This is a genomic window from Sphingomonas sp., assembly GCF_042096255.1.
GTDB lineage: Bacteria > Pseudomonadota > Alphaproteobacteria > Sphingomonadales > Sphingomonadaceae > Sphingomonas.
The window spans coordinates 19,980-36,160 of sequence record NZ_JBELLZ010000026.1 but is presented as its reverse complement, the minus strand read 5'-3'; the positions used below and the strand labels follow the sequence as shown (position 1 = coordinate 36,160).

At 68.3% G+C, this 16,181-nt stretch carries 17 protein-coding genes, 1 pseudogene and 1 riboswitch; of the genes and pseudogenes, 12 read left to right on the top strand and 6 right to left on the bottom strand.

Annotation, left to right across the window (positions count from 1 at the left end):
- Positions 1-164 (bottom strand): annotated as a pseudogene (locus ACFDTH_RS07275) (glycine cleavage system protein T); the annotation flags it as partial.
- 152 nt (positions 165-316) lie between these two features.
- Positions 317-420: riboswitch (glycine riboswitch) on the bottom strand.
- Between the two features lie 62 nt (positions 421-482).
- A complete protein-coding gene (locus ACFDTH_RS07270) occupies positions 483-1,124 on the bottom strand; it encodes a hypothetical protein (RefSeq protein ID WP_375286861.1) in 642 nt (213 codons plus the stop codon).
- Between the two features lie 76 nt (positions 1,125-1,200).
- Between ACFDTH_RS07270 and ispH the strand changes: the two genes are divergently transcribed.
- The 3 genes from ispH to rnhA are packed head-to-tail and all read left to right on the top strand — an operon-like array spanning position 1,201 to position 3,554.
- Positions 1,201-2,148, top strand: coding sequence for a 4-hydroxy-3-methylbut-2-enyl diphosphate reductase (ispH, locus tag ACFDTH_RS07265; protein ID WP_375286860.1), 948 nt, complete (start codon positions 1,201-1,203; stop codon positions 2,146-2,148).
- A gap of 9 nt (positions 2,149-2,157) precedes the next feature.
- The gene (gene thrB / locus ACFDTH_RS07260) at positions 2,158-3,111 is read left to right on the top strand and encodes a homoserine kinase (RefSeq protein WP_375286859.1); all 954 of its coding nucleotides are present in this window, start codon (positions 2,158-2,160) and stop codon (positions 3,109-3,111) included.
- Entirely contained in the window at positions 3,108-3,554 is a 447-nt protein-coding gene (gene rnhA, locus ACFDTH_RS07255; RefSeq protein ID WP_375286858.1) for a ribonuclease HI, read from the top strand. The genes thrB and rnhA overlap by 4 nt, the downstream gene beginning before the upstream one ends.
- 3 nt (positions 3,555-3,557) lie before the next feature.
- Here the strand turns inward: rnhA and ACFDTH_RS07250 are convergent, their stop codons facing one another.
- From ACFDTH_RS07250 to ACFDTH_RS07240, 3 genes are read right to left on the bottom strand one after another with little or no spacing between them, the layout of a single operon-like run.
- Positions 3,558-4,235 carry a glycoside hydrolase family 11 protein gene (locus ACFDTH_RS07250; protein WP_375286857.1) on the bottom strand — a complete coding sequence of 226 codons (678 nt, stop codon included), beginning with the start codon at positions 4,233-4,235 and terminating at the stop codon, positions 3,558-3,560.
- A 13-nt stretch (positions 4,236-4,248) separates the two neighbouring features.
- A complete protein-coding gene (locus ACFDTH_RS07245) occupies positions 4,249-5,325 on the bottom strand; it encodes an NAD(P)/FAD-dependent oxidoreductase (protein WP_375286856.1) in 1,077 nt (358 codons plus the stop codon).
- Complete coding sequence (locus ACFDTH_RS07240) at positions 5,322-6,251, bottom strand: alpha/beta fold hydrolase (protein WP_375286855.1); 930 nt, start codon at positions 6,249-6,251, stop codon at positions 5,322-5,324. The genes ACFDTH_RS07245 and ACFDTH_RS07240 overlap by 4 nt, the downstream gene beginning before the upstream one ends.
- Positions 6,252-6,304: 53 nt before the next feature.
- Between ACFDTH_RS07240 and ACFDTH_RS07235 the strand changes: the two genes are divergently transcribed.
- The 8 genes from ACFDTH_RS07235 (at position 6,305) to ACFDTH_RS07200 (ending at position 13,833) form a co-directional block, all read left to right on the top strand.
- On the top strand, positions 6,305-6,778 hold the full coding sequence (locus tag ACFDTH_RS07235) for a prepilin peptidase (RefSeq protein ID WP_375286854.1): 474 nt from the start codon (positions 6,305-6,307) through the stop codon (positions 6,776-6,778).
- A 52-nt stretch (positions 6,779-6,830) separates the two neighbouring features.
- Positions 6,831-7,832 carry a Flp pilus assembly protein CpaB gene (gene cpaB, locus ACFDTH_RS07230; RefSeq protein WP_375286853.1) on the top strand — a complete coding sequence of 334 codons (1,002 nt, stop codon included), beginning with the start codon at positions 6,831-6,833 and terminating at the stop codon, positions 7,830-7,832.
- Positions 7,832-9,349 carry a type II and III secretion system protein family protein gene (locus ACFDTH_RS07225; RefSeq protein WP_375286852.1) on the top strand — a complete coding sequence of 506 codons (1,518 nt, stop codon included), beginning with the start codon at positions 7,832-7,834 and terminating at the stop codon, positions 9,347-9,349. Before cpaB ends, ACFDTH_RS07225 begins: the two co-directional genes overlap by 1 nt.
- Positions 9,350-9,377: 28 nt before the next feature.
- On the top strand, positions 9,378-10,022 hold the full coding sequence (locus ACFDTH_RS07220; protein WP_375286851.1) for a CpaD family pilus assembly protein: 645 nt from the start codon (positions 9,378-9,380) through the stop codon (positions 10,020-10,022).
- 1 nt (position 10,023) lies between these two features.
- Positions 10,024-11,301, top strand: a complete 1,278-nt coding sequence (locus tag ACFDTH_RS07215; protein ID WP_375286850.1) for a CpaE family protein — start codon at positions 10,024-10,026, stop codon at positions 11,299-11,301.
- Positions 11,302-11,337: 36 nt separating this feature from the next.
- Entirely contained in the window at positions 11,338-12,312 is a 975-nt protein-coding gene (locus ACFDTH_RS07210) for a type II secretion system F family protein (protein ID WP_375286849.1), read from the top strand.
- A gap of 12 nt (positions 12,313-12,324) precedes the next feature.
- A complete protein-coding gene (locus ACFDTH_RS07205) occupies positions 12,325-13,323 on the top strand; it encodes a type II secretion system F family protein (RefSeq protein WP_375286848.1) in 999 nt (332 codons plus the stop codon).
- A gap of 159 nt (positions 13,324-13,482) precedes the next feature.
- On the top strand, positions 13,483-13,833 hold the full coding sequence (locus ACFDTH_RS07200) for a hypothetical protein (protein WP_375286847.1): 351 nt from the start codon (positions 13,483-13,485) through the stop codon (positions 13,831-13,833).
- 10 nt (positions 13,834-13,843) lie between these two features.
- Here the strand turns inward: ACFDTH_RS07200 and ACFDTH_RS07195 are convergent, their stop codons facing one another.
- Positions 13,844-14,788 (bottom strand): isopenicillin N synthase family dioxygenase, encoded by a 945-nt coding sequence (locus tag ACFDTH_RS07195; protein WP_375286846.1) that lies wholly within the window; start codon positions 14,786-14,788, stop codon positions 13,844-13,846.
- Positions 14,789-14,919: 131 nt separating this feature from the next.
- Here ACFDTH_RS07195 and ACFDTH_RS07190 point away from each other — a divergent pair, with 131 nt between their 5' ends.
- Positions 14,920-16,149 (top strand): multidrug effflux MFS transporter, encoded by a 1,230-nt coding sequence (locus tag ACFDTH_RS07190; protein ID WP_375286845.1) that lies wholly within the window; start codon positions 14,920-14,922, stop codon positions 16,147-16,149.
- Positions 16,150-16,181 lie beyond the last annotated feature (32 nt).

Sequence of the window (16,181 nt, the reverse complement as noted above, 5' to 3'; positions counted from 1 at the left end):
AGATGCTCGGCCATGATGCCTTCATACTGGACGGGCATCCAATAGCCGGCGAACTCCACCATCCGCGCCTCGTGGCGGCGGTGCCAGGCATCGAGCGGCAGCGTCTGGACGGGCGGCGCCTCCAGATCGTCCTGCTCATCGGTCGGATGGACGGTGTCGCTCATCAACGGTCTCCGCAAAGGGGCAGAACGCCGGCCGGATGCCGATCGGTCCACGCCCCCTCTGTCACGGAACCTGAGAGCTTTCCCCTGCCAAACGCAAGGTTACCCCTTCGGTGGCTCCGCCGAGAACGGCGAAGCGCTTTCCAGAGCGTCGATGAGGTTGCGCGGTCCCTTTTGCCTGAGAGATTCCGGGGTGGTTGCTCCTTCGGCGGCGGCGTTTCGGCCTCAAAGGCCCGCCACACTCTCCCGCGCGCCCACGCCGGTTTCCCGGCATCGACTGAGACGCGCGATGGCGGGCGGCGGGGGGAGAGTCAATCGGGGTCAGCGTTGCGCGTTATACTTCAGCTGGTCGGTGGTCAGCTGGAAGCCCACCAGCGCCTCGAAGCTGGCGCGCAGCACCGCCTCGCGCACCTCGGGGCGAGAGAGCGGGTCGAGCGCAGCGTCCTCGTCGCCGGCCTTGCGACGGCGGGTCAGGCGCTCACGCACCTCCTTGGGCAGCGTCGCCGCCGCGCGGGAAACGCTGGCAGTCGCCTGGCCGGTGGCGGTGGCGAGTGGCTGGCCCGGCTCGAAGCGGAGCGACACGCGGCTCACCCGCTTGGAGATCACCTGGTTGCCGCCGCGCACCACCGTGACGAAATACGGCAGCACAACCTCGCGCGGACCGTCGGTGTGCGCCCGGCGGGCGCGGACCTCGAACGTCACGTTGGTCAGGACGTTGTCGCCAGTGTCGTCGCAGGTGGAGCGCACGTTGGTGAGCGTCGCCGACACGTCCACCGCGCTGGCGTCGCGGCTGGTGGCGGGATCGAACAGGGTGATGTCGCCGGTGCCCGCGGGCACGCCCACCGTCGGGCAGGCGGTGCGCACCGCGGTGATGCCGCCGCTCGCGTCGATCTCGCCCGAGTTGCGCGCGCAGGCGCCGAGCGCGAGGAGGATGGCGAGCGGGGCAGCTTTACGCAGGATCACGAGGGGCCTTTCGGGTAATGGCCCCGGCTCATACGCGGGTTTCGCGCGGGCAGGCAATCGCGTAAGCGCGTCCATCATGTCCAAGCCCGTGCTCGAACTCGTCATCGCCGCCCCGCGCGGTTTCTGCGCCGGCGTCGACCGCGCGATCCGCATCGTCGAGCTGGCAATCGAGAAGCATGGCGCTCCGGTCTATGTCCGCCACGAGATCGTCCACAACAAGTTCGTCGTCGACAGTTTGCGCGCCAAGGGCGCGGTGTTCGTCGAGGAGCTGGACGAGGTGCCGGACGACGCGCCGGTGGTGTTTTCCGCGCATGGCGTGCCGAAGTCGGTGCCGAAGGCCGCGCAGGATCGCGGGCTCTCCTATCTGGACGCCACCTGCCCGCTCGTCTCGAAGGTGCATCGCCAGGCGGAGCGGCTGGTCGCCAGTGGCCGGCACATCGTCTTCATCGGGCACGAAGGCCATCCCGAGGTGATCGGCACCTTCGGTCAGGTGCCCGAGGGCACGATGACGCTGATCGAGGATGTCGCCCATGCGGAGGGCTTTGTCCCCGCCGATCCCGGCAACCTCGCCTTCCTCACCCAGACCACGCTTTCGGTGGACGATACCGCCGCGGTGGTGGCGACGCTCCAGCGCCGCTTTCCCGCAATCGAGGCGCCACGCGGCGAGGACATCTGCTACGCCACCTCCAACCGTCAGGCGGCGGTGAAGGCGATCGCCAGTGGGGTGGATGCGGTGCTGGTGATCGGCGCGCCCAACTCGTCCAATTCGCTGCGGCTGGTCGAGGTGGCCGAGCGGGAAGGCACGCGCGCCGCGCTGATCCAGCGCGCCACCGATCTCGACTGGGCCTTCCTGGATGGGGTCGGCGCGCTCGGCATCACCGCCGGCGCCTCCGCCCCCGAGCTGCTCGTCCGCGAACTGGTGGACCGGCTCGCCACCCGCTTCGAGGTGATCGAACGCGAAGTGGAGACGACGCGCGAGACCATCGCCTTCAAGCTGCCCCGCGGCCTCGACGCGGCGGCGTAACCGCTCGCCATGGCCGTCTATACCCACGTCTCCGCGGAGGCGCTGTCCGCGTTCCTCGCCCGCTACGATGTCGGCGCGCTCGTCTCCGCGAAGGGGATCGCCGAGGGAGTCGAGAACTCGAACTACCTCGTCGAAACAACGCAGGATCGCTTCATCCTCACGCTTTACGAGAAGCGCGTCGCGGCGGACGACCTGCCCTTCTTCATGGCGCTGCTCGATCATCTCGCCGCGCGCGGCCTGCCGGTGCCGCCCGCGATCAAGGATCGCGAGGGGCGCGAAATCCAGCAGCTGGAGGGCCGCCCCGCCTGCCTGATCCGCTTCCTACCCGGGGTTTCGCTGTCGCATCCCACGCCTGCGCAGGCCTGCGCTGCCGCCGAGGCGATGGGCCGCATGCACCGTGCCGTCGCGAACTTCGCCGAGACGCGGGTGAACTCGATGGGGATCGCCACATGGCGGCCGCTGCTGGAGCGCTGCGGGACCGACATAAACACGATCGCGCCCGGACTGTTCGATCGCGTCGTCGCGGCGCTCGATGCGGTGGAGGCCACCTGGCCCGCCACCCTCCCCACCAGCGCGATCCATGCGGACCTGTTCCCCGACAACGTGCTGATGCTGGGCAACGGCGTCACCGGCCTGATCGACTTCTACTTCGCCTGCACGGACCTGCGCGCCTATGACGTGGCGGTGATGCACACTTCCTGGCTGTTCGACGGCCGCGGCGAGAATCCCGATGCCGCGATCGGCCGCGCGCTGCTCGATGGCTACACCGCCATCCACCCGCTGCTGCCCGAGGAGCGCGCCGCGCTGCCAGTCCTCGCCCGCGGCGCCTGTATCCGCTTCCTGCTGAGCCGGGCGTGGGACTGGATCCACACGCCGGCGGACGCGCTGGTGACGCGCAAGGACCCGCTCGCCTATCTCCGCCGGCTCGACTGGTACGAGGCCAACCCTGAGGCCTTCGCATGACCGAGCTGCCGCTGGTCGAGGCGTTCACCGACGGTGCGTGCAAGGGCAATCCGGGGCCCGGCGGCTGGGGCGTGCTGCTGCGCATGGGCAGCCACGAGAAGGAGCTGTCCGGCGGCGAGACGCTCACCACCAACAATCGCATGGAGCTGACCGCGGCGATCGAGGCGCTCAATGCGCTGACCAAGCCGTGTCGGGTGAAGCTCTCCACCGACAGCCGCTACGTCATGGACGGGCTGACCAAGTGGATCCACGGCTGGCGCCGCAACGGCTGGAAGACCGCCGATAAGAAGCCGGTGAAGAACGCCGAACTCTGGCAGGCTCTCCTCACCGCCTCGGAGCGCCATCGCGTCGAGTGGGAATGGGTGAAGGGCCACGCGGGCCACCCCGAGAATGAGCGCGCGGACAAGCTGGCGAGCAACGCAGCGGAGGCGGCGCGAGGGTAGCGTCTAGTCCGCCCAGACCGTGACGTCCGACCCGCCGTGACTGCCGAACCCTTCGGTGGCGAGCACCTGATAATCCATTTTGCCTAGCTCCAGCCCGTGTCTGCGCCAGGCCGCGACATGGTTGGCGAAGGTGATGGTGCTGTCCGCCCCCAAGGGCCGGCGTTCGGTGCGGACGCTCCAGAACTGGTGAAAGGTCTGCGTGCCGCGAATCGAGGGCTTCTGGACCCGCTGCGTGCGATAGATCCGGTAGGTGCCGCCGTCACTCTCGACCGTCCCCAATGCCGCCGCGCCCTCACCCGGCGGCGTGAAGGCACTGCCCCAGCCATCCACGACATAATATTCGACCAGCGGATCGGTCGACCAGCCGTAGAGCGCCAGATAACTGTTCGTCCCCGCTGCGAACCGCGCCGCGCGATATTGGACGGTGCGATCCGCGGAGCCGACGCGCCACCCTTTTCCAACGACCAGGTTCTGCCGGGCGCCGAGGCGATAGTCGACGATGTAGCGCCCCTTCTTGGCCAGCGTCATGCAGGCGTCGCCGCCGTCCTTCCAGAACGTGTAGAAGAAGCCGTCGTGCATGCCGGTGCCACCGGAGCAGATGCGCCGGACCGGTGCGCTCGGGCCTGCTGCGGACAGGAGCAGCGCCGCAGACAGGCAGGCGATCGCACGAACCAGCATCATCGGCTTTCCTGTTTCAGACATTCGCATCCCGGAACCGTCCTGGCCCATACCGCTCCGCATCAACCCCGTCGGGCACCGCATCGCCCAGTAGCAGCGCCGCCGCCAGCGCCGCTGCGGCGGGTGCGGTCTGGATGCCGAAGCCGCCCTGGCCTGCGCACCAGAAGAAAGGGGAGCCCTTGGCGAAGCCGTACACCGGTCGGCGGTCGGGGGCGAAGGAGCGCAGGCCGGCCCAGCGGCGCTCGACCGCTGCCACCCGCCAGTCGACCGCACCCTCGAACCGGTCGATCGCCAGCGCGACGTCGAGTTCCTCGGGTGCGGCATCGCACGGATCGGTAGCGGTCTCGTCGTGCGGGCTCAGCCACAGCCGCCCGCCCGCCTCGGGCTTGAAGTAGAAGTCGCCGGCGAGGTCCACGACATGCGGTAGGCCCGCGGGCGGTGGGGGATCGGTGCGTAGCTGCACCATGGTGCGGCGATAGGCCTGGATGCCGATCGGCGCGACGCCGGCGAGCCGCGCCATCGCATCGGCCCAGGCGCCGGCGGCGTTGACCAGCAGCTCGGCGCGCACCTCGCCCGCGCGCGTTCCGATCGTCCAGCCGGGCACAATCGACGTCACCGCGGCGCCGGTCATCAGCACCGTGCCCGCCCGCCGCGCCGCCGCCAGCGCATCGGCATGCAGCCGGGCGACGTCGATATAGGCGCAGGTCGGCTCGGTAATGCCGATCGTCCACTCGGGCCGCAGCCCCGGCACCAGAGTGTGCGGATCGACCGGCTCCAGCACCACGCCCGACCCGGCGAACGCCGCCAGAAAGGCCTCCGCCCGCCCAGCATCCGCCGCCCGGCCGATGTGCAGCGAGCCGAGCGGCTCCAGATAGCCACCCGCCTGCAACGCCGGTCCGGAAGCGGTGGTCAGCGGCTGGATGTCGGGCCCGCCATAGGTTTCGGACCAGAAGGCGGCGGATCGGCCGGTGGCGTGGTAGCCGGGCTGGTCCTCCCCCTCGATCAGCACGACCCGCGCCCGCCCGCCGATCGCGGCCGCAAGCGTGGCGCCGGCAATCCCCGCGCCCACAATGGCAATATCGTAGAAGCTCACGGGGAGCGTTCGGCCAGGAACCGATCGATCGCGGCCAGCGCCCGGTCCCGCACCGGATCGGCCTCGCGCAGGATCTCATGCCCCGACTCGGGTCCGAATCGGATCAGTTCCACGTCGGGCAGACGCTCCGCCACCGCCAGCGCCGCGCGCGAATCGACCAGCGCGTCGCGCTCGGCGACCAGCATCTGGATGGGCGTGTCGAGCATCTCCAGACGCGCGTCGCCCCGCAACTCGCGCGTGGCGGCAAAGGCTTGCGCCAGCCACGCCCAGCTCGGCGGGCCCAGCTTGATGTCGGGCACCTGCTCGTACCACCATTGCTCGTCTTCGTAGCGGCTGGCGTCGCCGGTCAGCATCTTCTGGCGCTTCACCCGGTTTCCCGGCTTGTCGCCGGCCTTCCATGCCGGACGCGCCGGGTCGCCGCGGTCGCGCATGAACTCGGAGATTCGCTCCCCCAGCCGCGCGTTGAACGGAACCCGCAGCCCCAGCATCGGTGCGACCAGCACCGCCGCCTCGGGGTCGATCGCGCCCTCCAGCAGTGCCTGGAGTACGAGGTGCCCGCCCATCGAATGGCCGATCACCACCCGCGGTCCAGGCCCTGGCTCCCATTCCTCCCAGACGGCCGCCAGATCCTCCACCCACGGCCGGAAGTCGGCCGCATGCCCCACCCTGGCGTCCTCCGACAAACGGCCGGAACCGCCCTGCCCGCGCCAGTCGAGCGACGTCACCGCCCATCCCAGCGTATGCCAGTGCGCGAACGATTCGAGGTACTTCTCGAACACGTCCGCGCGCCCGGTCTGGAACAGGATCGCACCCCGCCCGCGCCCTGGCCAGTCGAAGCGGCGCAGCGGCCAGCCGTCGCGCGCGCGCCAGGTGGAGACGGTCGCGTCGGTCGGCACGGCGCGTCGGAAGCTCGCGGGGGCGCTCATCTGCCGTCATGGTTACGATTTGAGAATACCTGTCGTCTAGGGCGTAACGCCGGATGGGGTGGGCACTTCTTCAGATTGCGCTGATCGCTTTTCTCGGCGGCCTGTTGGTCGCAGCCGGGATCGAGGATGCGCGCCATCGCGAGATCGCCAATGCCAAGACCGGTGCGATCGCGCTGCTCGCTCCGCTGTGGTGGTTCGCCAGCGGCGTGACGCCATGGCCTGACCTGGCCATCCAGATCGGCGTTGCCGTCGGCGTGTTCGCGCTGTTCTGCGTCGCCTTCCACTTCGGCCAGATGGGGGGCGGTGACGTCAAGCTGATCGGCGCGCTGGCGCTGTGGCTTTCCCCACCGGCGCTGTTGATGCTGCTGATGGTGATGTCGATCATCGGCGGCGTGCTCACCGTGATCATGGTTCTCGACCACAAATTCGCTCGCCGGACCCGGGCGCTGGAAGTTCCTTATGGCGTCGCAATCGCCGTCGCCGGACTTCTCGCGTTTCGCGAACCGGTTTTTAACCAGTTTACCTAGATGATGCGCGGCGGATCAGCCGATCGGCGTCCAGTAGATGCGGGTGCAAAGCATGGATACTCGTAAGGTCATTTTGCTCGTCGGAGCGCTGATCGTGGCAGGCCTCACCGCCTTCTTCGCGCGGGCGCTGATCATGGGCGGCTCTGCCCCGCAGGCCGAGGCCGCGCCTAATGTGGCGCCGGACGGTCCGCAGGTGCTGGTCGCCACAAAGGCACTGCCGGTGGGCACGATCCTGGATGCGGCGGCGCTGAAGTTCCAGCCCTGGCCCAAGGAGCTGATCGAGAACGCCTATTACACCAAGGATGCGACCGACATGGCGGGCCTGATCGGCACCGTCGTGCGCAATCCGATCACCGCTGGCCAGCCGGTCACCCAGGGGGCGCTGGTGAAGCCGGGCGACCGCGGCTTCCTGGCGGCGGCGCTGGGGCCGGGCATGCGCGCGGTGACGGTGCCGGTGTCGGCGACCACCTCCGTGGCTGGCTTCGTTTTCCCGGGCGACCGGATCGACCTGGTGCTGACGTCAAGCGTCGGCGAGGGAGAAGGCGGCGCGCTCAAGGCGGCCGAGACGATCATGCGCAACCTGCGCGTGCTCGCCACCGACCAGCGCACCGACAAGAGCGTCGGCGAGGATGGCAAGACGATCGTCCAGTCCTTCTCGACCGTGACGGTCGAGGCGACGCCCAAGATCGCAGAGCAGATCGCGGTGGCGCAGACCCTTGGCTCGCTGTCGCTGTCGCTGCGCTCGATCGCCGACAATGCGGCGGAGCTGGAGCAGGCGATCGCCAATGGTGACGTCAAGGTGCCGGCGGGCAACGATCCGAAGGCCGAGAAGGCGATGATGCTCCAGCTCGCCGCCAGCCCGCAGGCGGGCAGCGCCAGCTTCGTCACCGGGGCAGACGTGTCGCGCTTCCAGCGGCGCACCGTGCCCAGCCCGCGCAGCGATGCGCCGACCGCCGCCGCCGCGCCCGGTACGCCGGCGCCGCGCACCGGCCCGGTCATCCGTATCGCCCGCGGCAATGCCGTCACCGAAGTTCCTGTTGGGGGTAAGAACTGATGCATACCCTGCTCAAGCCGATCGGCTGGCCGCTCGCGGTCGCCCTGGCGGCAGCCACGGTCGGCTCGATCCCCGCCGCCGCCCCTGCCCAGACCAGCGCGCGCGCCGGCGGCATCGTCCAGGTCGCCACCAACCGCGGTCGCCTGATCACGCTGTCGAAGCCGATGAGCGACCTGTTCGTCGCCAACTCGGAAATCGCCGACGTCCAGGTCCGCTCGCCGACCCAGCTCTACGTCTTCGGAAAGAAGACGGGCGAGACCACGATCTCGGCGACGACCAAGTCGGGCGCGATCGTCTATTCCGCCACGATCCGGGTCGGCAACAACTACGACTCGGTTGGCGCGATGCTGAAGCTGGCGATGCCGGAGGCTGATCTCACCGCGACGACCATGAATGGCGTCGTGCTGCTGACCGGCACCACCCGCTCGCCCGAAGAGGCGGCCGAAGCGCAGGAGCTGGTGCAGGCGTTCGTCGGCGAGGGCACCCGCGTGCTGAGCCGGCTGCGCACCGCGACCCCCCTCCAGGTCAACCTCCAGGTCCGCATCGCGGAAGTGGCGCGCAGCTATTCCAAGAACCTTGGCGTGAACGTGCAGACGGTCGACGGCACGGGCGGGTTCAAGTTCGGCGTCGCGCAGGGTGCCTCCGCCAGCCAGTATACGCCGGGCGGCGCCGTCGCGGTCGGCAACGGCATCACGGGGCGGGGCTACAGCATCATCCAGAAGGGCGTGGGTACCACCCTGGGCCTTGGTGGAGGATTGTTCGGGCTCGACATCCTCGGCTCGCTCGATCTGGGCGAGACGATTGGCCAGGTGTCGACGCTCGCCAATCCCAATCTAACCGCGCTTTCGGGCGAGACCGCGACCTTCCTGGCCGGCGGCGAGATCCCGATCCCGATCAGCCAGGGGCTTGGCGCCGTTTCGGTCGAGTTCAAGCAATATGGCATCAGCCTCGCCTACACGCCGACGGTGCTGTCGAACGGCAGCATCTCGCTGCGGGTTCGACCGGAGGTGTCGCAGCTCTCCTCCGACGGCGCGGTCACGCTCAACCGCACGACCATCCCGGCGCTGACCACGCGGCGCGCGGAGACCACGCTGATCCTCGGCTCCGGCCAGAGCATGGTCATCGGCGGCCTGCTCCAGAACAGCCAGAACAACACCGTCGACAAGACGCCGGGCCTTGGCGACCTGCCGATCCTGGGCGCGCTGTTCCGCTCCAACAGCTGGCGCCGGAACGAGACCGAGCTGGTGATCGTGATCACGCCGTATCTGGTGAAGCCGGTGGACGCGAACGCGATCGCCCTGCCGACCGACGGCCTCAAGGCGCCCACCGATCTTGCCCGCAACTTCCTGGGGCAGGTTGCCGACGGGACGACGGGCGGCGACCGGCCCAAGCCGATGCTGGTGCCGCCGGCGCCGGCGGTGCCCGCGGGCTCCGAACCGCTCCCACCTGCAGCGATGGACATGCCGCAGGCTCGCAACGGTCGTTCCGGCGACGCGATGCCCGGCTTCGGCGACTGACCCGCGGCGACCAGCAAGGATTGAAGCCATGATGCTCCGAACCCTCCTCCTTTCCGTTGCCGCGCCGGCCCTGGCGCTCGGCGGCTGTGCCGCAACCGGCACCGAGAACCGCGGCCTTGAATCGGTCCACCAGCCGGTGGTCCAGCAGCAGGACTATGCCTTTGACGTGACCGCCGGTCCTGCCGGCCTCGCACCCGGCGAGGTCGCCCGCGTTGCCGACTGGTTCGCGACCATGCGGCTGGGCTATGGCGACCGCATCACGGTGGACGACCCAAGCGGCTACGGGCCGCGGGTTCACACCGATGTCGCGCGCGAGGCGGCCCGCTTCGGGCTGATGGTGGACCAGGGCGCGCCGGTCACTGCGGAGGCCGTGCCGCCAGGCAGCGTCCGCGTGATCGTCAGCCGCGCCGTCGCATCGGTACCCGGTTGTCCGGATTTCACCCGGTACGCCGGCGCCGACTACGAGAACCACACCACGTCCAACTACGGTTGCGCCATGAACACCAACCTGGCGGCGATGGTCGCCAACCCGATGGACCTCGTCCGCGGCGCGCCCGGCTCGGAGGTCTATGATCCCCGGCTCGGGGCGAAGGCGATCGACAGCTACCGCAAGGCGGCGCCCACCGGCGGGGGCGGCACCGCGGTGAAGGCCGAAGGCGCAGGAGGCAAGTAGAATGAACGCACCCTGGAAACCCGCGGGCGTGGCGAACCGCGAGCCCTTCGTCGCCTATGTCTGCGACGAGACCGCCGCCGCCACTTTGCGCGCAGTCGCGCCGGACCTCGGCTGGTCCGCCGACAAGGTCCACAAGGGCGGTCTGCGCAATGCCGTGCAGTCGCTCTCGGTCTCGGCGAGCCCGTGCGTGCTGTTCGTCGACCTAGCGGAATCGGGCGATCCGCTCAACGACATCAACAGCCTGGCCGAGGTCTGCGAGCCGGGCACGGTGGTGATCGCCGCCGGCCAGGTGAACGACGTACGGCTGTATCGCGACCTGATCGCGAGCGGAATCCACGACTATCTGTTGAAGCCGCTCAATCCGGATGCGCTGCGTGACAGCTTCATGCAGGCGCAGACAATGCTGTCCGCGCCCAAGCACCAGGAGGCGACAGGCGTCGATCGCCCTCATTGCAGCGTGGCGGTAATCGGCACCCGCGGCGGCGCTGGCGCCTCGACCATCGCCACGTCGCTCGCCTGGCTGCTCAGCGAGAAGGAAGCGCGCTCCACCGCGATCCTGGATCTGGACGTTCATTTCGGCACCGGTGCACTGGCACTCGATCTCGAACCCGGCCGCGGCCTCACCGACGCGATCGAGAACCCCAGCCGCATTGACGGCCTGTTCATCGAGCGCGCGATGGTACGCGCCTCGGAGAAGCTGGCGGTCCTTTCGGCCGAAGCGCCGATCAGTTCTCCGGTGATGACCGACGGTGCCGCCTTCTACCAGCTTCAGGAGGAGATGCGCGCCGCCTTTGAATGCACCGTGATCGATCTGCCGCGGAGCATGCTGGTCCAGCATCCCCATCTGGTCAGCGACATCCAGGTGATCGTGGTCTGCACCGAACTGACGCTGGCGGCGGCGCGGGATTCGATTCGTATCCTCTCTTGGTTGCGCTCGAACGCGCCGGCGGCGCGAGTGATCGTCGTCGCCAATCGCGTCCCGCCCGCAACCCAGCTGGAGATCAGCCAGAAGGATTTCGAACTGTCGATCGAGCGCAAGATCGATCACGTGATCCCGGCAGACCAGAAGCTGGCAAGTCAGGCGGCCAAGCTGGGAAAGCCGCTGGCCGAGGCCGGCAAGGCTTCCAAGACGGTGGCACCGCTGTCTTCGCTCGCACGCGGCGTCTGCGCGGCAGCGGATGTAGACGTCGCCGGGCCGGACGCGGGCAAGAAGAAGGGCATGTCGCTGGTCGGACGGTTCAGCGACCTGAGGGGCAAGCTGGCGAAGAAGGACAAGTGATCGCTTCGGCCGCGCGCGATCTGGAGGACTATTGAGATGCCGCTGTTGCAGTTGGGCCTGCTTGCGCTTGGCGCCCTGCTCACGCTGGGGATGATCGCCGTCGCCTTCGCGGGGCCGTCCGCGGCTCGGGCCGGCAACCGCCGCCTGGGCGCGGTGCGCGAGCGGCATTCCACCTCCGCGTCCGCGGCGATCGATGCGCAGATGCGGCGGATCACCGGCCGCTCCGCGACCAAGGCGGACAAGGCGGCGGCGCGGTTCCTGCCGCGGCCTGCAGAGCTGCGCCAGCGTCTGGTGCGCACCGGCAAACCCTGGACGATGGGCCAGTATGGCATCGCCACCCTCGCGCTGCTGATGGGCGGCGCGTTGCTGTTCTGGTGGCTGGGCCTGCCCATCGCGCTCGCCGCGCTGCTTGGTCTGGTGATCGGGCTGGGCCTGCCGCACTTCGTGGTCGGATTTTTCATCAACCGGCGCGTAACCCGCTTCACCACCAAGTTCCCGGACGCGATCGAGCTTCTTGTCCGCGGGCTCCGCTCGGGTCTCCCGATCACCGAGACGATGGGCGTGGTCGGCAGCGAGGTTCCCGGCCCGGTCGGCGAGGAGTTCCGGTCGGTCGCGGACAAGATGAAGATCGGGCGATCGATGGACGCCGCGCTCCAGGAAACGGCGGACCGGCTCCAGACGCCCGAGTTCCAGTTCTTCGTGATCAGTATCGCCATCCAGCGCGAGACCGGCGGCAATCTGGCGGAGACCCTTCAGAACCTCGCCACCGTGCTGCGCCAGCGCGGCCAGATGAAGCTGAAGATCAAGGCCATGTCTTCCGAGTCCAAGGCTTCGGCGCTGATCATCGGATCGCTGCCGTTCATCGTTTTCGGGCTGATCTGGTTCATCAGCGGCAACTACATGCAGCAATTCTTTGTGGACCAGCGCCTGATGGTGGCGGGCTTGGGCGCAATGGTTTGGATGGCGATCGGTGCGTACATCATGCGCCAGATGATCAACTTCGAGATCTGAGGAACACGGGCGATGGGCGAAACCGCGGGACCAACGCTGCTCGGCGTCGACGTGCTCTGGGTGGCGACCCTGCTGTCGGCGGTCGCGGCAGTCGCCGTGATGGTGGCGATCTATGCTGCGCTCAGCGTGCGCGATCCGATGGTGAAGCGCGTCAAGGCACTCAACGATCGTCGCGAGCAGCTGAAGGCTGGCATCACCGCCTCCACCAGCAAGCGTCGCGCCCGCCTGGTCCAGAAGAACGAGACCGCCGATCGCATCCGCGCCTTCCTGTCGACACTCCAGGTCCTCCAGGACAGCCAACTCAAAGACGCGCAGCAGAAGCTGATGCAGGCGGGTATCCGTTCCAAGGAATGGGCGCCCGCGGTGATCTTCGGGCGGCTGGTGCTGCCGATCGTGCTCGGCTCGATCGTGATCTTCATGGTCTATTGGATCGAGTATTTTCCCGATTGGGGTCCGCTGAAGCGCTATGGCGCGGTCGCCGGTACGCTGCTGCTCGGCTACAAAGCCCCCGACATCTGGCTGAAGAACACCATCACCAAGCGCAGCGAGAAGATCCGCAAGGGCCTGCCCGACGCGCTGGACCTGCTGGTGATCTGCGCCGAAGCGGGCCTCACCGTCGATGCCGCCTTCCACCGCGTGTCCAAGGAGTTGGGCCGCGCCTATCCCGAACTGGGCGACGAATTCGCGCTGACCGCGATCGAGCTGGGCTTCCTCACAGACCGGCGCCAGGCATTCGAGAACCTCGCCCAGCGGGTCGCGCTCGATGCGGTGCGCGGCGTCGTCACCACCATGATTCAGACGGAGAAATACGGCACGCCGCTCGCCTCCGCGCTCCGCGTGCTTTCCGCCGAGTTCCGCAACGAGCGGATGATGCGGGCCGAGGAAAAGGCCGCGCGCCTGCCCGCGATCATGACCGTGCCGCTGATCCTGTTCATCCTGCCGGTGCTGTTCATCGTCATTCTCGGCCCGGCCTCCTGCTCGATTGCCGACTCTCTAATCGGCGGCGGCTAAAGCGGGATGACGGGAGATTGATCCGCCATTTCGAGCGATGTGAAGCGATCTAGGCAGCGCGCGGACATCTGGACTGCTTCGCTTCGCTCGCGATGACGGACTGGATAATAGGAACGGCGAAGCGAGCGCATCGTTATGCCTCCGTAACAGGAGGCAGGGATGCTGTTCACGACGACCACACAATGGGTGGCTCTGGCGGTGGCGCTGGTGGCGGGCTGGCTGTTCGGGCTGGCAAGCCATCCCGGCGGCCGCCGCTGGAAGCAGCGCTACGCCGACGAGCGCGAGGCGCACGCGGTCTACCGCCGCGACCAGGATGCGCGTATCGCCGAGCTCAACGCCCGCGTTCGCGAGTTGGAGCAGGAGAATGCCCGGCTTGCCCGCGCTGCGCCGGTGACCGCCGCGACGGTGGCCCCGCATGCGCACGCTGCCAATGTTGCCCGCCCAGCCTACCCGAAAGGCTCTGGCGGCGGCTGGTTCGAGTGGCGCAACCGCGTGCGGCCAACCGTGTGAAGCGAATCGCTCAGGCCTTGATCAGCCCGATCTCGACCAGCCGCTCGTGCAGATAATCGTGCGCTGTGATCGGATCGGGATAGCGGTCCGGGTGTGCCGCCGAGACGCAGCCCGGCAGCGTGCGGATCAGAAAGTCGGGCGCAGGATGCAGGAAGAACGGCATCGAATAGCGTGACGCGCCACGCCGCTCCGCCGGTGGATTGACGACGCGGTGCGTGGTGGACGGCAGGACGTGATTGGTCAGCCGCTGGAGCATGTCGCCCACGTTCACCACCATCGCGCCCTCGGGCGGGCGGATCGGCAGCCAGCGGCCGTCACGGTCGAGCAGTTCCAGCCCCGCCTCTTCTGCGCCGAGCAGCAGGGTGATGAGGTTGATGTCCTCGTGTGCGCCGGCACGCTCCCCTTCAGCGTCCGCGGCGATCGGCGGATAGTGCAGCAGCCGCAGCACCGAGTTGCCGTCGCGCACTGCCGGGTCGAACCAATCGGGTGACAGACCCAGATAGCGCGCGATCGCGGACAACAGCCGGTCTCCGGCGCGGTCGAATGCGGCGAACAGCTCCACGAACGTCTCGCGAAATCCCTCCGGCCGATCGGGCCAGACGTTTGCCGGCATCGCATCCGCGAAACGGTGCCCTGTCGGCAGCTCGCGACCGACGTGCCAGAATTCCTTCAGGTCCACCGCGCTCGCCCCCTTGGCGATCTCGGTCTTAAAGGGCGTGTAGCCGCGCGCACCGCCGCCGCCGGGCACGTGGAAGCGCCGCTTCTCCAAATCGGGAAGTGCGAACAACGCCTCCGTCATCGCCCAGGCGCGATCGATCAGCGGTTGCGGAATGCCGTGGTCGGCGACCACGGCGAAACCGAACCGCTCGAACGAGGCTCCGAATGCCCTGGCGAACCCTTCGGCGTCATGACCCTGGTCGTTCAGGCTCAGGGTCGGGATCTGCGTGTCTGCCATAAGGCGCAATCGCCTAGCCGATGACGATCGTTCCCGTCGAGCGGTTGCCACCGCTTGCCAGCCCTCCACGGGACCGGGCCATGCGCGATTGTTGCTGTTGCAATGCAGCACGAGCGCCTACCTAGACGCTTATGGCTCGCGAGGACCCCGACACCACCCGGCAGAACCAGGCACCGATCGGCTTCGCCGAGTTCGTCGCATTGACCGCTGCGCTGATGTCGCTGACGGCGCTCGGGATCGATTCGATGCTGCCTGCCCTTCCCGCGATCGGCGAATCACTGGACGTCGCGTCTCCCAACGCTCGTCAGTTCGTGGTCACCGCCTTCGTTGCCGGTTTCGGCGTAGCGCAGCTCGCCCATGGGCCTCTGGCCGATCGCTTCGGTCGCCGCCGCATGCTGATTTGGACGCTGTCGCTGTATGCGATCGCGAACGCGCTTGCGGCCGTTTCCGGCAGCTTCACCCTGCTGCTGGCTGCCCGCATCTTCGGCGGTGCGATGGTCGCGGCGTGCCGCACGGTCGTGATCGCGATCGTGCGCGACTGTTTTTCCGGTCGTGCGATGGCGCGGGTGATGTCGATCACCTTCATGGTGTTCATGATCGTGCCGATCCTTGCCCCCGCCTTCGGATCCGCGGTGCTGCTGTTCGGCGACTGGCGCGCGATCTTCTGGACGATCGCCGCGGTGACGCTGCTGGTCCTTACCTGGTTCGCCGCCAGACTGCCCGAGACGCTCCACCCGGAGGATCGCACCCCTTTGTCGCTGCGGTCGATCATGAACGGCTGGCGGCTGACCGTCCAGGACCGCTATTCCCTCGGCTATTCGCTCGCCTCGGGCGTGCTGCTGGGCGCACTCTACGGGTATCTCAACTCGATCCAGCAGATCACCGCCGACGTCTTCCGCCGCCCCGATCTTCTTGCCGCGATCTTTGCGGCCACCTCCGTGCTGATGGCGCTCGCCAATCTCTCCAACGCCAGGCTGGTGATGCGGCTCGGCATGCGGCTGATCAGCCACGCCGCCATGCTAGGGCTCGTGGCGACCAGCGCCGTGCACCTCACGATCGCGGCGGCCGGATGGGAAACGCTGCTGGTGTTCGTGGTGCTCCAGGCGATCACCATGGCCTGTTTCGGACTGGCGACCTCCAATTTCTCCGCCATGGCGATGGAGAACATGGGGCATATCGCCGGCACCGCATCGAGTGTGCAGGGCTTTCTCAGCGTCGCCGTCGGCGTCACCATCGGCGCGGTGATCGGGCAGGCGTTCGACGGATCGACCGCGCCGCTCTCGGTCGGGTTCCTCGCTTGCGGCCTCGCAGCGCTGCTGGCGGTGCTGGTCACCGAGCGTGGGCGCCTGTTCCGCCGCTGAGCGAGGAACCCGCCCGCCGCTTCCGCCGTTCG

Bases quoted from the DNA above. Each gene is read 5' to 3' on its own strand.
- ispH (WP_375286860.1), top strand. From the start codon at position 1,201: ATGTCCAAGCCCGTGCTCGAACTCGTCATCGCCGCCCCGCGCGGTTTC.
- thrB (WP_375286859.1), top strand. From the start codon at position 2,158: ATGGCCGTCTATACCCACGTCTCCGCGGAGGCGCTGTCCGCGTTCCTC.
- rnhA (WP_375286858.1), top strand. From the start codon at position 3,108: ATGACCGAGCTGCCGCTGGTCGAGGCGTTCACCGACGGTGCGTGCAAG.
- ACFDTH_RS07250 (WP_375286857.1), bottom strand. From the start codon at position 4,235: ATGATGCTGGTTCGTGCGATCGCCTGCCTGTCTGCGGCGCTGCTCCTG.
- ACFDTH_RS07240 (WP_375286855.1), bottom strand. From the start codon at position 6,251: ATGAGCGCCCCCGCGAGCTTCCGACGCGCCGTGCCGACCGACGCGACC.
- ACFDTH_RS07235 (WP_375286854.1), top strand. From the start codon at position 6,305: ATGGGGTGGGCACTTCTTCAGATTGCGCTGATCGCTTTTCTCGGCGGC.
- cpaB (WP_375286853.1), top strand. From the start codon at position 6,831: ATGGATACTCGTAAGGTCATTTTGCTCGTCGGAGCGCTGATCGTGGCA.
- ACFDTH_RS07225 (WP_375286852.1), top strand. From the start codon at position 7,832: ATGCATACCCTGCTCAAGCCGATCGGCTGGCCGCTCGCGGTCGCCCTG.
- ACFDTH_RS07220 (WP_375286851.1), top strand. From the start codon at position 9,378: ATGATGCTCCGAACCCTCCTCCTTTCCGTTGCCGCGCCGGCCCTGGCG.
- ACFDTH_RS07215 (WP_375286850.1), top strand. From the start codon at position 10,024: ATGAACGCACCCTGGAAACCCGCGGGCGTGGCGAACCGCGAGCCCTTC.
- ACFDTH_RS07210 (WP_375286849.1), top strand. From the start codon at position 11,338: ATGCCGCTGTTGCAGTTGGGCCTGCTTGCGCTTGGCGCCCTGCTCACG.
- ACFDTH_RS07205 (WP_375286848.1), top strand. From the start codon at position 12,325: ATGGGCGAAACCGCGGGACCAACGCTGCTCGGCGTCGACGTGCTCTGG.
- ACFDTH_RS07200 (WP_375286847.1), top strand. From the start codon at position 13,483: ATGCTGTTCACGACGACCACACAATGGGTGGCTCTGGCGGTGGCGCTG.
- ACFDTH_RS07195 (WP_375286846.1), bottom strand. From the start codon at position 14,788: ATGGCAGACACGCAGATCCCGACCCTGAGCCTGAACGACCAGGGTCAT.
- ACFDTH_RS07190 (WP_375286845.1), top strand. From the start codon at position 14,920: ATGGCTCGCGAGGACCCCGACACCACCCGGCAGAACCAGGCACCGATC.